Source organism: Streptomyces sp. NPDC093071 (assembly GCF_044754545.1).
GTDB lineage: Bacteria > Actinomycetota > Actinomycetes > Streptomycetales > Streptomycetaceae > Streptomyces.
In genome coordinates, this window is record NZ_JBIVPH010000012.1 from 113,682 (window position 1) to 126,858 (window position 13,177).

The 13,177-nt window shown below is 72.6% G+C and carries 12 protein-coding genes; 8 read left to right on the plus strand and 4 right to left on the minus strand.

Features of this window, described 5'->3' with window-relative positions; all coding sequences use genetic code 11:
- Positions 1–188: 188 nt before the first annotated feature.
- Together ACIQD7_RS30835 and ACIQD7_RS30840 are read right to left on the minus strand one after the other, a co-directional pair.
- Entirely contained in the window at positions 189–482 is a 294-nt protein-coding gene (locus ACIQD7_RS30835; protein ID WP_351971223.1) for an MTH1187 family thiamine-binding protein, read from the minus strand.
- Positions 479–823 (minus strand): DUF3817 domain-containing protein, encoded by a 345-nt coding sequence (locus ACIQD7_RS30840; RefSeq protein WP_383416481.1) that lies wholly within the window; start codon positions 821–823, stop codon positions 479–481. Before ACIQD7_RS30840 ends, ACIQD7_RS30835 begins: the two co-directional genes overlap by 4 nt.
- A gap of 121 nt (positions 824–944) precedes the next feature.
- Here ACIQD7_RS30840 and ACIQD7_RS30845 point away from each other — a divergent pair, with 121 nt between their 5' ends.
- The 4 genes from ACIQD7_RS30845 to ACIQD7_RS30860 all read left to right on the plus strand — a co-directional run bounded on the left by ACIQD7_RS30845 (position 945) and on the right by ACIQD7_RS30860 (position 3,632).
- Positions 945–1,583 carry an AIM24 family protein gene (locus ACIQD7_RS30845; RefSeq protein ID WP_121833451.1) on the plus strand — a complete coding sequence of 213 codons (639 nt, stop codon included), beginning with the start codon at positions 945–947 and terminating at the stop codon, positions 1,581–1,583.
- Positions 1,583–2,233: an AIM24 family protein gene (locus ACIQD7_RS30850; RefSeq protein ID WP_121833450.1), complete on the plus strand. Its 651-nt coding sequence runs from the start codon at positions 1,583–1,585 to the stop codon at positions 2,231–2,233. The genes ACIQD7_RS30845 and ACIQD7_RS30850 overlap by 1 nt, the downstream gene beginning before the upstream one ends.
- Positions 2,230–3,015: an AIM24 family protein gene (locus ACIQD7_RS30855; protein WP_121833449.1), complete on the plus strand. Its 786-nt coding sequence runs from the start codon at positions 2,230–2,232 to the stop codon at positions 3,013–3,015. Before ACIQD7_RS30850 ends, ACIQD7_RS30855 begins: the two co-directional genes overlap by 4 nt.
- A 140-nt stretch (positions 3,016–3,155) precedes the next feature.
- Positions 3,156–3,632, plus strand: coding sequence for a MarR family winged helix-turn-helix transcriptional regulator (locus ACIQD7_RS30860; protein ID WP_121833448.1), 477 nt, complete (start codon positions 3,156–3,158; stop codon positions 3,630–3,632).
- A gap of 61 nt (positions 3,633–3,693) precedes the next feature.
- On the opposite strand, the gene meaB is transcribed toward ACIQD7_RS30860, so the two are convergent.
- Both meaB and ACIQD7_RS30870 read right to left on the minus strand, forming a co-directional pair.
- A complete protein-coding gene (gene meaB, locus ACIQD7_RS30865) occupies positions 3,694–4,650 on the minus strand; it encodes a methylmalonyl Co-A mutase-associated GTPase MeaB (protein WP_121833447.1) in 957 nt (318 codons plus the stop codon).
- 57 nt (positions 4,651–4,707) lie between these two features.
- Positions 4,708–5,910, minus strand: a complete 1,203-nt coding sequence (locus ACIQD7_RS30870) for an acetyl-CoA C-acetyltransferase (protein ID WP_121833446.1) — start codon at positions 5,908–5,910, stop codon at positions 4,708–4,710.
- Positions 5,911–6,047: 137 nt separating this feature from the next.
- Here ACIQD7_RS30870 and mce point away from each other — a divergent pair, with 137 nt between their 5' ends.
- The 4 genes from mce to ACIQD7_RS30890 all read left to right on the plus strand — a co-directional run bounded on the left by mce (position 6,048) and on the right by ACIQD7_RS30890 (position 13,175).
- Positions 6,048–6,500 (plus strand): methylmalonyl-CoA epimerase, encoded by a 453-nt coding sequence (gene mce / locus ACIQD7_RS30875; RefSeq protein WP_366371980.1) that lies wholly within the window; start codon positions 6,048–6,050, stop codon positions 6,498–6,500.
- 223 nt (positions 6,501–6,723) lie between these two features.
- On the plus strand, positions 6,724–11,058 hold the full coding sequence (gene scy / locus ACIQD7_RS30880) for a polarized growth protein Scy (protein WP_402445961.1): 4,335 nt from the start codon (positions 6,724–6,726) through the stop codon (positions 11,056–11,058).
- A 114-nt stretch (positions 11,059–11,172) separates the two neighbouring features.
- Positions 11,173–12,108, plus strand: a complete 936-nt coding sequence (locus ACIQD7_RS30885; RefSeq protein WP_053647663.1) for a cellulose-binding protein — start codon at positions 11,173–11,175, stop codon at positions 12,106–12,108.
- An 89-nt stretch (positions 12,109–12,197) separates the two neighbouring features.
- Entirely contained in the window at positions 12,198–13,175 is a 978-nt protein-coding gene (locus ACIQD7_RS30890; protein ID WP_161374797.1) for an ABC transporter ATP-binding protein, read from the plus strand.
- The last annotated feature ends 2 nt before the right edge of the window (positions 13,176–13,177 follow it).

Sequence of the window (13,177 nt, forward strand, 5' to 3'; positions counted from 1 at the left end):
CCCTGGGGGCCGGATGTCCCGCCGGGGCGGTCGACCGACCACCAGAGGGGCAAAGACCCGGCGTGCCGGCCGGAGTCGTCCGTGCGAGGGGTTTTGCCGGGCGTGTCGTTCGCGCCGCCCTCGCGGGGAAAACGGAACGGCCCCCGCTCCGGACGGGAGCGGGGGCCGCGAGAGGAAACGGGCGGGGATCAGGCGTCGAGGTGGCGCTCCACCGTCGCGACCTTCGAGGTCAGACCGTCCGTCACGCCCGGGCGGATGTCGGCCTTGAGGACGACGGAGACGCGGGGCGCGCGGGCCTCGACGGCGGCGACGGCGCGCTTGACGACGTCCATGACCTCGTCCCACTCGCCCTCGATCGAGGTGAACATCGCGTCGGTGCGGTTCGGCAGGCCGGACTCCCGGACGACCCGGACGGCGTCGGCGACGTACGCGCCGACCTCCTCGCCCACGCCGAGCGGAGTCACCGAGAAGGCGACGATCACGCGTTCACCGTGCCCTCGCGGCGGGCGCGGGACGCGATGACCGCGTCCTCGGCCTCGCGCTTCAGCTTCCGCTCGGCGTAGAAGCCGCCCAGGGGCAGGACCGAGAGGGCGAAGTACAGGGCGGCGGTGCCGAAGCCCCACTTGGTCCGGTTCCAGGCGTCCAGCCAGAAGAGGACGTACACGACGAAGAGGATGCCGTGGATCGCTCCCATGACCGGCACCGCGTTGAACTCCGTCGTCCGCTTGAGCACCGAGCAGACGAGGAGGAGCAGGAAGGAGACGGCCTCCGGCGCGGAGACGAGCCGGAGCCGGTGGAGGGAGGAGGCGGTCTTGATGTCCACGGAGGGGGTCACCTTCGTTCGGTCTTGTGAACGCGATCTTGTGAACGGAAGCACAAGGGCCCGACCATTGTGCACGGCGACTTTGCTGTCCCTTTAACCGGGTCCCCAGTACCTTCGGCCCGTGGCAACGTTCCGACTCCAAGGCAGCAAGGTGCTCGCCGTCTCCCTGACCGGCGACGCCGTGAAGGCGAAGAACGGCTCGATGGTCGCCTACGACGGCCAGATGGCGTTCAAGAAGATGAGCGGCGGCGGTGAGGGCCTGCGCGGCATGGTGACCCGCCGGCTCACGGGTGAGCAGATGGAGGTGATGGAGGTGCGCGGGCAGGGGACCTGCTGGTTCGCCGACCGGGCCTCCGAGATCAACCTCGTCTCCCTGCACGGCGACAAGCTGTGGGTGGAGGCGAGCAACCTGCTGTGCACCGACGCGGGGCTGCGCACCGGCACCACCTTCACGGGGCTGCGCGGCGGGGCCACCGGCAACGGCCTCTTCACCACGACCGTGGAGGGGACGGGCCAGGCGGCGATCATGTCGGACGGCCCGGCGGTGGTGCTGCGGGTGACCCCGCAGTACCCGCTCCAGGTCGACCCCGGCGCGTACATAGCCCACCAGGGCAACCTCCAGCAGCACTTCCAGTCGGGTGTGACCTTCCGCACCTTCATGGGCGAGGGCGGCGGCGAGGCCTTCCAGATCCGCTTCGAGGGGGACGGCCTGGTGTACGTCCAGCCGAGCGAGCGGAACACGATCGGGGGTGACGTCTGATGCCGTTCCGCGAGATCAACTCGAAGATGGTCGAGGCGACCGTCGTCCCGGGGCAGCGGCTGTTCAGCCAGCGCGGCGCGATGCTGGCGTACCGGGGCGAGGTCTCTTTCACGCCGAACACGGCGGGCGGCCAGGGCGGCCTGATGTCGATGATCGGACGCCGGGTGGCCGGCGAGGCGACCCCGCTGATGACGGTCGAGGGCAGCGGCACGGTGATGTTCGGGCACGGCGGCCACCACATCCAGGTGATCGCGCTGACCGGCGACACCCTGTACGTCGAGGCCGACCGGCTGCTCGCCTTCGACGGGACCCTGGAGCAGGGCACGATGTTCATGGGCTCGCAGGGCGGGGTCATGGGCATGGTCCGGGGCCAGGTGACCGGCCAGGGGCTCTTCACCACGACCCTGAAGGGCCACGGCTCGGTGGCCGTCATGGCGCACGGCGGCGTGATCGAGCTGCCGATCGTCCCGGGCCGCCCGGTGCACGTCGACCCGCAGGCGTACGTGGCCCACCACGGCGACGTGCGGAACAAGCTCTCCACCGCGCTCGGCTGGCGGGACATGGTGGGGCGCGGCTCGGGCGAGGCGTTCCAGCTGGAGCTGAGCGGCAGCGGCGCGGTGTACGTCCAGGCCTCGGAGGAGAAGCTGTGAGCACCCCTGTCATCCACGATCCGCACACCCTGCCGTCGGACGACAACGTCAATCCGTACACCTTCTGCGTGGAGCTCAAGGGCTCCCAGTGGTTCCTGCAGAAGGGCAAGATGATCGCCTATTACGGGCGGATCGAGTTCAACGGCATCGGGCACGGGCGGCTCGACCGGCTGGTGCGGACGTCCTTCCACTCGCCGCTGCACGCGAGCGACTGGGTGGTGGCCGAGGGCAGCGGCAAGATGCTGCTCGCGGACCGGGCCTTCGACGTGAACTCCTTCGACCTGGACGAGGGCAACCTGACGATCCGGTCCGGGAACCTGCTGGCCTACCAGCCGACCCTGGCGCTGAAGCAGTCGATCGTGCCGGGTTTCGTGACGCTGATCGGGACGGGCAAGTTCGTCGCCGCGTCGAACGGTCCGGTGGTCTTCATGGAGCCGCCGATGCGGGTGGACCCGCAGGCGCTGGTCGGCTGGGCGGACTGCCCCTCGCCCTGCCACCACTACGACCACGGCTATCTGACGGGCGTGCTGGGCGGCCTGCGGTCCCTGACGGGTCTGGGCGGCACCTCGGGCGAGGAGCACCAGTTCGAGTTCGTGGGGGCGGGCACGGTGCTGCTCCAGTCGACGGAGCTGCTGATGGCGGAGCGGGACGCCGGCGCTCCCCCGGCCCAGGCGGGTGTGCCCGGCGGTCACGGCGGGTACGGTTCAGGCCACGGGCAGCAGGGTGCGGTACCGCGTCTTCCCGGCCAGCTGGGAGACCTCCAGCGTCGCTTCGGGCTGTGAGCGGTAGTCTGCGGAGTGTGACGCCCTCGAACGTCTGCGCCGGTGGCGGGACGGGGACCGCGCCCGGGTGGGGCCCCGGGTGCCCGGCGTCACGCTCCCAGATTTCGTCAAGAATTCAACTTCTTAGGTAGAATCCACATATGGAGACCGAGACGGCCACCCCGTGGCTCACCGACGGCGAGCAGTGTGCCTGGCGCACCTTCCTGGACGTCCAGCGGATGCTGACGTACCAGTTGGAGAAGGACCTCCAGCCCTTCGGCCTGACGATGAACGACTACGAGATCCTGGTGAACCTCTCGGAGTCGGCCGAGCGCCGGCTGCGCATGAGCGACCTCGCCGCGGCCACCCTCCAGTCGAAGAGCCGCCTCTCCCACCAGATCACCCGGATGGAGACCGCGGGCCTGGTCCGGCGCGAGAACTGCGAGTCCGACCGGCGCGGGCTGTACGCCGTCCTCACCGACACCGGCATGGAGACCATGCGCAAGGTCGCCCCGCACCACGTCGAGTCGGTGCGCAGGCACTTCATCGACCAGCTCACCCCCGAGGCGCTCGGCGACCTCCACGAGTCCCTGAAGCCGGTCGCGGAGCAGCTGCGCGGACGGCGCGGCAAGCCGTAGCCCTCCGTACGGGAAAGGGCCTCCCCGCCGATCCGGGGAGGCCCTTCCTCGTACGTGCCCCTCAGGTGCCCGTCAGCTCCGCGACCAGCTCGTCGGCGGCCGCGTACGGGTCGAGGCCGCCCGCCGTGATCCGCTCCGCGAGCGCGTCGAGCCGCCGGTCGCCGCGCAGGTCCCCGATCCGCTCGCGCAGGGCCGTGACCGCGATGGTCTCGACCTCGCGGGCGGCACGGGCCCTGCGGCGCTCCGCCAGGACCCCCCGCTCCTCCATCCAGGCGCGGTGCTTCTCCAGGGCCTCCACGACCTCGTCGACGCCCTCGCCGCGCGCCGCGACCGTCTTGACGATCGGCGGCCGCCAGTCGCCCGGTCCGCGCGCCTCCCCGAGTCCCAGCATGTGGTTGAGCTCGCGGGCGGTGGCGTCCGCGCCGTCCCGGTCGGCCTTGTTGACCACGTACACGTCGCCGATCTCCAGGATGCCCGCCTTCGCGGCCTGGATCCCGTCGCCCATGCCCGGCGCGAGCAGGACCACGGAGGTGTCGGCCTGGGAGGCGATCTCGACCTCCGACTGCCCGACGCCGACGGTCTCCACGAGGACCACCTCGCAGCCGGCCGCGTCCAGGACGCGGATCGCCTGCGGGGCGGACCAGGCCAGGCCGCCCAGGTGGCCGCGGGTGGCCATGGAGCGGATGTAGACGCCCGGGTCGGAGGCGTGGTCCGACATCCGGACCCGGTCCCCGAGCAGCGCCCCGCCGCTGAACGGCGAGGACGGGTCGACGGCCAGGACGCCGACCCGCTTGCCCGCCCGCCGGTAGGCGGTGACGAGCGCGGACGTCGAGGTGGACTTGCCGACGCCGGGCGAGCCGGTCAGGCCCACCACGTACGCCCCGCCGGTGAGCGGCGCGAGCGCCGCCATCACCTCGCGCAGCTGCGGGGACGCCCCCTCCACGAGCGAGATCAGCCGGGCCACGGCCCGGGGCCTGCCCTCGCGCGCCTGGGCGACGAGTGCGGGGACGTCCACCATGTGCAGAACTCCTTGCCTGACCTTGACCGATCCTGCCCGGCCTGTCGCCCGGGTGACTTACTTGCCGGCCACGCGGACGATCAGGGCGTCGCCCTGGCCGCCGCCGCCGCACAGGGCCGCCGCGCCGATGCCGCCGCCGCGCCGCTTGAGCTCCAGGGCGAGGTGGAGCACGACCCGGGCGCCGGACATGCCGATCGGGTGGCCGAGCGCGATGGCGCCGCCGTTGACGTTCACCTTGTCGGAGGTGACGCCGAGGTCCTTCATCGACTGGACGGCGACCGCGGCGAAGGCCTCGTTGATCTCGATCAGGTCGAGGTCGTCGACGGTCAGGCCCTCCTTCTTGAGGGCGTGCTGAATCGCGTTGGACGGCTGCGACTGGAGGGAGTTGTCCGGGCCGGCCACGTTGCCGTGGGCGCCGATCTCCGCGATCCACTCCAGGCCCAGCTCCTCGGCCTTGGCCTTGCTCATCACGACGACGGCGGCGGCGCCGTCGGAGATCTGCGAGGAGGTGCCGGCGGTGATCGTGCCGTCCTTGGCGAAGGCGGGGCGGAGCTTGCCGAGGGACTCGACGGTGGTCTCGGCGCGGATGCCCTCGTCCTTGGCGAAGATCACCGGGTCGCCCTTGCGCTGCGGGATCTCGACCGGGGTGATCTCGGCCTCGAAGACGCCGTTCTTCTGGGCGGCGGCGGCGCGCTGGTGCGAGAGGGCCGCGATCTCGTCCTGCTCGGGGCGCGCGATGCCCAGACGGGTGTTGTGCTTCTCGGTGGACTCGCCCATGGCGACGCCCTCGAAGGCGTCGGTGAGGCCGTCGTACGCCATGGCGTCGAGCATCTCGATCGCGCCGTACTTGAAGCCCTCGCGGGACTTCGGGAGCAGGTGCGGGGCGTTGGTCATCGACTCCTGGCCGCCGGCGACGACGACGTCGAACTCGCCGGCGCGGATCAGCTGGTCGGCGAGGGCGATGGCGTCGAGCCCGGAGAGACACACCTTGTTGACGGTGAGGGCCGGGACGTTCATCGGGATGCCGGCCTTGACGGCGGCCTGGCGGGCGGGAATCTGACCGGCGCCCGCCTGGAGCACCTGCCCCATGATCACGTACTGCACCTGGTCGCCGCCGATGCCGGCCCGGTCGAGGGCCGCCTTGATGGCGAAGCCGCCGAGCTCGGCGCCCGAGAAGGACTTGAGCGAGCCGAGCAGGCGACCCATGGGCGTGCGGGCGCCCGCGACGATCACTGAGGTGGTACCGGTCGTTCCAGACATGAGGCACGGCCCCTAGGGGTGAGAAGTGAACGAGGGTTTACAGTCAATGTACTGAGGCGTCCGGCGCCCGGTCATCGGCCGGACGGTGTGACGGCGCGCACGTTGCGTAACCGCCCCTCCGGGGTTGCACTGGAGCCATGCTGACGCGAATCGACCACATCGGGATCGCCTGTTTCAACCTCGACGCGACCGTCGAGTTCTACCGCGCGACCTACGGCTTCGAGGTCTTCCACACCGAGGTCAACGAGGAGCAGGGCGTCCGCGAGGCCATGCTCAAGATCAACGGGACCTCGGACGGCGGCGCCTCCTACCTCCAGCTCCTGGAGCCGACCCGGGAGGACTCGGCGGTGGGCAAGTGGCTCGCCAAGAACGGCGAGGGCGTGCACCACATCGCCTTCGGCACCGCCGACGTCGACGGCGACGCCGAGGCCATCCGCGGCAAGGGCGTCCGGGTCCTCTACGACGAGCCGAGGACCGGTTCCATGGGCTCCCGGATCACCTTCCTGCACCCCAAGGACTGTCACGGCGTGCTCACGGAACTGGTCACCTCGGCGAAGCCGTCGGCTGACCACTCCTCAGCGGAGCACTGACCTCCGGATTCCCGGCCCGGTAGAGTGGGCGGCTCCGGGCCGGGGCCGGTCGGGGCCGCTCCGCGTGGCACCCAAGTCGGGATGTCGGGGTCGTCCGATCTGCCACGATTCCCCGGGGGCCCGTCCCCGGCCGAGGGGACGGCGCTCGTGGAGTGTTGCGACCAGGGTTGGGGTCACCCCTGCTCGAACGCGTTGAGAGCTCGGGGAAGGATGGGACCGCGCAGTGCGGGGCTACGAACGGCAGGAGAGCCACCGAGCCGAAGACGACCATCTCGCCCGGTTCGAAGCCGAGATGGACCGGCTGAGGACCGAGCGGGAGAAGGCCGTCCAGCACGCCGAGGACCTCGGTTACCAGGTCGAGGTCCTGCGCGCCAAGCTCCACGAGGCGCGGCGCACCATCGCGTCCCGGCCCGCTTACGACAGCGCCGACATCGGCTACCAGGCCGAGCAGATGCTGCGGAACGCGCAGGCGCAGGCCGAGCAGCTCCGCCAGGACGCCGAGCGCGAGCTGCGCGAGGCCCGGGCCCAGACCCAGCGCATCCTCCAGGAGCACGCCGAGCACCAGGCGCGGCTCCAGGCCGAGCTCCACAACGAGGCCGTCCAGCGCCGCCAGCAGCTGGACCAGGAGCTGAACGAGCGCCGCCAGACCGTCGAGGCGCACGTCAACGAGAACGTCGCCTGGGCCGAGCAGCTGCGCGCCCGTACGGAGTCCCAGGCCCGCCGGCTGATGGAGGAGTCCCGCGCGGAGGCCGAGCAGGCGCTCGCCACCGCCCGCGCCGAGGCCACCCGGCTCGCCGAGGAGACCAGCCGCCGCGCCGGCGCCGAGGCGGAGGCCGCCCGTGCCGAGGCCGAAGCGATTCTGCTGCGCGCCCGCAAGGACGCCGAGCGGCTCCTCGGGGCCGCGTCCAGCCAGGCCCAGGAGGCCACCAGCCACGCCGAGCAGCTCCGCTCCTCCACCGCGGCCGAGACCGACCAGGCCCGCCGCCAGGCCACCGAGCTGTCCCGCGCCGCCGAACAGCGGATGCAGGAGGCCGAGGAGCGGCTGCGGCTCGCCCGCGCCGAGGCCGAGAAGGCCCTCACCGAGGCCAAGGAGGCCGCCGCCCGGCAGCTCTCCTCCGCCGAGTCGGTCAACGAGCAGCGCACCCGTACCGCCAAGGCGGAGATCGCCCGGCTCGTCGGCGAGGCCACCAAGGAGGCCGAGGCGCTCAAGGCCGAGGCCGAGGAGAAACTCCGCGAGGCGACCGCCGAGGCGGAGAAGCTCGTCACGGAGGCCTCCGACAAGGCCCGTACGGCCGCCGCCGAGGACTCCGCCGCCGCGCTCGCCAAGGCCGCCCGCAGCGCCGAGGAGATCCTCACCAAGGCGTCCGAGGACGCCCGGGAGACCACCCGCAAGGCCGCCGAGGAGGCCGAGCGGGTCCGCCGCGAGGCCGAGACCGAGGCCGACCGGCTGCGCGCCCGGGCCGGGGAGCAGGCCGACGAGCTGCTCGGTTCGGCCAAGGACGACACCAAGGAGTACCGCGCCAAGACCGTCGAGCTCCAGGAGGAGGCGCGGCGGCTGCGCGGCGAGGCCGAGCAGCTGCGCGGCGAGGCCATCGACGAGGGCGAGCGGATCCGCGGCGAGGCGCGCCGCGAGGCCCTCCAGCAGATCGAGGAGGCGGCGAAGACCGCCGAGGAGCTGCTGTCCAAGGCCCGTACGGACGCCGAGGAAGTGCGGACGAAGGCCGGCGCGGAGAGCGAGAAGGTCAAGTCCGAGGCGATGGAGCGCGCCCAGACGCTCCGGGCCCAGGCCGAGGAGACCCTGGAGCGCACCCGGGCCGAGGCCGAGCGGCTGCGGGTCGAGGCCGAGGAGCAGGCCGAGGCGGTGCGGGCCGCGGCCGAGACGGCCGCCGCGGGGCTGCGCGCGGACGCCGAGCGGGCCGCCGGGGCGCGGCGCGCGGAGGCCGCCGAGGAGCTGACCCGGCTGCACGCCGAGGCCGAGGCGAAGGTGGCGTCCGCCGGGGAGGAGCTCACCGACGCGCGCGCCGAGGGCGAGCGGATCCGGCGCGAGGCCGCCGAGGAGACGGAGCGGCTGCGGACCGAGGCCGCCGAGCGCATCCGCACCCTCCGGGAGCAGGCCGAGCAGGAGGCCGAGCGGCTGCGGGCCGAGGCGGCGGCGGACGCGTCCGCCGCGCGCACCGAGGCCGAGACCGCGGCCGTACGGCTGCGCACGGAGGCGTCCGACGAGGCCGAGCGGCTGCGGTCGGAGGCCCAGGAGACCGCCGACCGGGTGCGGTCGGAGGCCGCGGCCGCCGCCGAGCGGGTGGCCGCCGAGGCCGCCGAGGCGCTGGCCGCCGCGCAGGAGGAGGCCGTCCGGCGCCGCCGGGAGGCCGAGGAGACGCTGGAGTCGGCCCGTTCCGAGGCCGGCCGGGAGCGCGAGCTGGCCCGGGAGCAGTCCGAGGAGCTGCTCGCCGCCGCCCGCAAGCGGGTCGAGGACGCCCAGACCGAGGCGCAGCGCCTGGTCGAGGAGGCGGACGCGCGGGCGACCGAGATGGTCGCGGCGGCCGAGCAGACCGCCCAGGAGGTGCGGGACTCGGTGGCCGGTCTGCGCGAGCAGGCCGAGGAGGAGATCGCCGGGCTGCGGTCGGCGGCCGAGCACGCGGCCGAGCGGACGCGCGGCGAGGCGCAGGAGGAGGCGGACCGGGTCCGCGCCGACGCGTACGAGGAGCGGGAGCGGGCGACCGAGGACGCGGCCCGCACGCGGGCGCGTGCCCAGGAGGAGACCGAGGCCGCGAAGGCGCTGGCCGAGCGGACGGTCGCGGACGCGCTCGCCGAGTCGGAGAAGCTGCGGACGGACACCGCCGAGTACGCGCAGCGGGTGCGCACCGAGGTGACGGACTCGCTCGCCGCGGCCGAGCAGGACGCGGCCCGCACGCGGGCGGACGCCCGGGACGACGCGAACCGGATCCGTTCGGAGGCCGCCGAGCGGGCCGAGACGGTGGTCGGCGAGGCGCGGTCCGAGGCGGACCGGCTCACCGCCGAGGCGGTCGAGCTCATGGAGACGACCGAGCAGGACGCCCTGCGCATCCGTACCGAGGCCGAGCGGGTCAAGGCGGACGGCGAGGCGCACGCGGAGGCGCTGCGGGCCGCCGCGCTCGCGGACGGCGAGCAGGTCCTCGACGAGGCCCGCAAGGCCGCCGACAAGCGCCGCGCCGACGCCGCCGAGCAGGCCGACGCCCTGATCGCCGAGGCCACGGGCGAGGCCGAGCGGATCACCCGCGAGGCCGCCGAGCTGGCCGAGCGGGTGACCTCCGAGGCGACGGCCGAGTCCGAGCGGCTCACCGCCGAGGCGATCGAGCTCATGGAGACGACCGAGCAGGACGCCCTGCGCATCCGCGCCGAGGCCGAGCAGGTCAGGATCGACGGCGAGGCGCACGCCCAGGCCCTGCGGGCCGCCGCGCTCGCGGACGGCGAGCAGGTCCTCGACGAGGCCCGCAAGGCCGCCGACAAGCGCCGCAGCGACGCCGCCGAGCAGGCGGACGCCCTGATCGCCGAGGCGACGAGCGAGGCCGAGCGGATCACCCGCGAGGCCGCCGAGCTGGCCGAGGCGGTCGTGGCGGAGGCGCGCGCCGGGGCGGAGGCGGCGCTGGGCTCCGCGCGGCGGGACGCCGAGGAGGTCCGTGCCGGGTCCGAGCGGCTGAAGGCGGACGCCGAGGCGGCGGCCGAGCGGATGCGCGCGGAGGCCCGCGAGGAGGCGGACCGGGTCCTGGACGAGGCGCGGGAGGCCGGGGCCAAGAAGCGCTCGGACGCGGCCGAGCAGGCCGACCAGCTCATCGACAAGGCCCGGGAGGAGGCGCTGCGCGCCACCACGGAGGCCGAGTCGCAGGCGGACCTGATGGTCGGCGCGGCCCGCAAGGAGGCCGAGCGGATCGTCGCCGAGGCGACCGTCGAGGGCAATTCCCTGGTGGAGAAGGCCCGCACGGACGCGGACGAGCTCCTGGTCGGGACGCGCAGCGACGCGACGGCCATAAGGGAGCGGGCCGAGGAGCTGCGGAGCCGGATCGAGGGCGAGATCGAGGAGCTGCACGAGCGGGCGCGGCGTGAGACGGCCGAGCAGATGAAGACGGCCGGCGAGCGGGTCGACAAGCTGGTGAAGGCGGCGACGGAGCAGCGCGCCGAGGCCGAGGAGAAGGCGAAGGAGCTGGTCTCCGACGCGAGTTCGGAGGCGAGCAAGGTCCGGATCGCGGCGGTGCGCAAGGCCGAGGCGCTCCTCAAGGAGGCCGAGCAGAAGAAGGCGTCGCTCGTCGCGGAGGCCGAGGGCATCAAGGCGGAGGCCGAGCGGATCAGGGCCGAGGCGGCGGCCGAGGCCGAGGAGACGATCGCGGAGGGCAAGCGCGAGCTGGAGGTCCTGGTGCGCCGGCGCAAGGACATCAACGCCGAGATCTCCCGTGTCCAGGACGTGCTGGAGGCGTTGGAGTCTTTCGAGACCCCGGGCGGTGCGAAGTCCTCCGGGGCGGTGGGCGCCAGAGCGGGGGCCTCGGCGGGTTCCACCCGTACGAGTGGCAAGTCCCAGGACGGCTAGCCACTCAAAAGGCTGGACATTCTCCAGACCAAACAGGCATACGCTCGATGACACGCCGCTTCGGCCCCTAGGATTCCCTCTAACACCTCACCGGTCTCATTCGACAGGAACCCCATGAGCGACACTTCCTCCCCCTTCGGCTTCGAGCTCGTGCGGCGCGGTTACGACCGCGGTCAGGTGGACGACCGCATTACCAAGCTCGTGGCCGACCGCGACAGTGCTCTTTCGCGCATCACCTCTCTGGAGAAGCGCATCGAGGAGCTCCACCTCGAAACGCAGAACGCCCAGGCACAGGTCACCGACGCCGAGCCGTCGTACGCGGGGCTCGGCGCCCGGGTCGAGAAGATCCTCCGGCTCGCCGAGGAGGAGGCGAAGGACCTGCGCGAGGAGGCCCGTCGCGCCGCCGAGCAGCACCGCGAGCTGGCCGAGTCGGCCGCCCAGCAGGTGCGCAACGACGCGGAGTCATTCGCGTCCGACCGCAAGGCCAAGGCCGAGGACGAGGGTGTCCGGATCGTCGAGAAGGCGCAGGGCGAGGCCAACTCGCTGCGCGCCGAGGCGCAGAAGGACGCGCAGTCGAAGCGCGAGGAGGCGGACGCCCTCTTCGAGGAGACCCGCGCCAAGGCCGCCCAGGCCGCCGCGGACTTCGAGACCAACCTGGCGAAGCGCCGCGAGCAGTCGGAGCGGGACCTGGCCTCGCGCCAGGCGAAGGCCGAGAAGCGCCTGGCGGAGATCGAGCACCGGGCCGAGCAGCTCCGCCTGGAGGCCGAGAAGCTGCGGACGGACGCGGAGCGCCGGGCCCGTCAGACGGTGGAGACCGCGCAGCGCCAGGCCGAGGACATCGTGGCCGACGCGAACGCCAAGGCCGACCGCATCCGCAGCGAATCGGAGCGCGAGCTGGCGGCCCTGACGAACCGCCGGGACTCGATCAACGCGCAGCTGACCAACGTCCGCGAGATGCTGGCGACGCTGACCGGTGCCGCGGTGGCGGCGGCCGGCTCCCCGATCGACGACGAGCGGCAGGCCGGCGTCCCGGCCCAGCAGACGCGGTAACGGCCCTCCGGGTAACGACTCGGCGGCGTCTCGCGAAACCCTCCGTCATTCCGGTGGCGGAGGGTTTTGCGCGCCCGTAGGTTGTACGCATGATCGAGCTCGATGGCCTGACCAAGCGTTACGGGACGAAGACCGCGGTCGACCACCTCTCCTTCCAGGTGCGGCCCGGCATGGTGACCGGCTTCCTCGGGCCGAACGGGGCGGGCAAGTCGACGACGATGCGGATGATGCTGGACCTGGACAACCCGACGAGCGGGACGGTCCGGATCGACGGCCGGCACTACCGGGAGCTGGACGAACCCCTGAAGCACATCGGGGCGCTCCTCGACGCCAAGGCGATGCACGGCGGCCGGTCGGCGTACAACAACCTGCTGTGCCTGGCCCAGTCGAACCGCATTCCGCGGAGCCGGGTGGACGAGGTGCTCGGCCTGGTCGGTCTGACCCCGGTCGCGAAGAAGAAGTCGAAGGGTTTCTCCCTCGGCATGGGGCAGCGGCTGGGCATCGCGTCGGCGCTGCTCGGTGATCCCGAGATCCTGATGTTCGACGAACCCGTCAATGGTCTGGACCCCGAGGGAATTCACTGGATCCGCAATCTCATGAAGGCGTTGGCGTCCGAAGGGCGGACGATCTTCGTTTCCAGCCATCTGATGAGTGAAATGGCGCTGACGGCCGATCACCTGATCGTGATCGGGCAGGGAAAGCTGCTGGCCGACACGTCGATGGCGGATTTCATCCAGCAGAATTCACGCAGTTATGTGCGGCTGCGTTCGCCGGAGCGGGAGCGGCTGCGGGACGTGCTGCACGCCAACGGCTTCACCGCGGTCGAGGCGGACGGCGGGGTCCTGGAGGTGGACGGGACGACCACCGAGAAGCTGGGCGAGCTGGCGGCGGAGAACGGGCTCGTGCTGCACGAGCTGAGCTCCCAGCGCGCCTCCCTCGAAGAGGCCTTCATGCAGATGACGGCGGGCGCGGTGGAGTACCACGCGCACGGCACCGACGTCCACGGGGGCGCACCGGCGCCCGGCCCCCAGTGGGGCACCACCACCAGCACCACCAAGGGAGCCTGAAC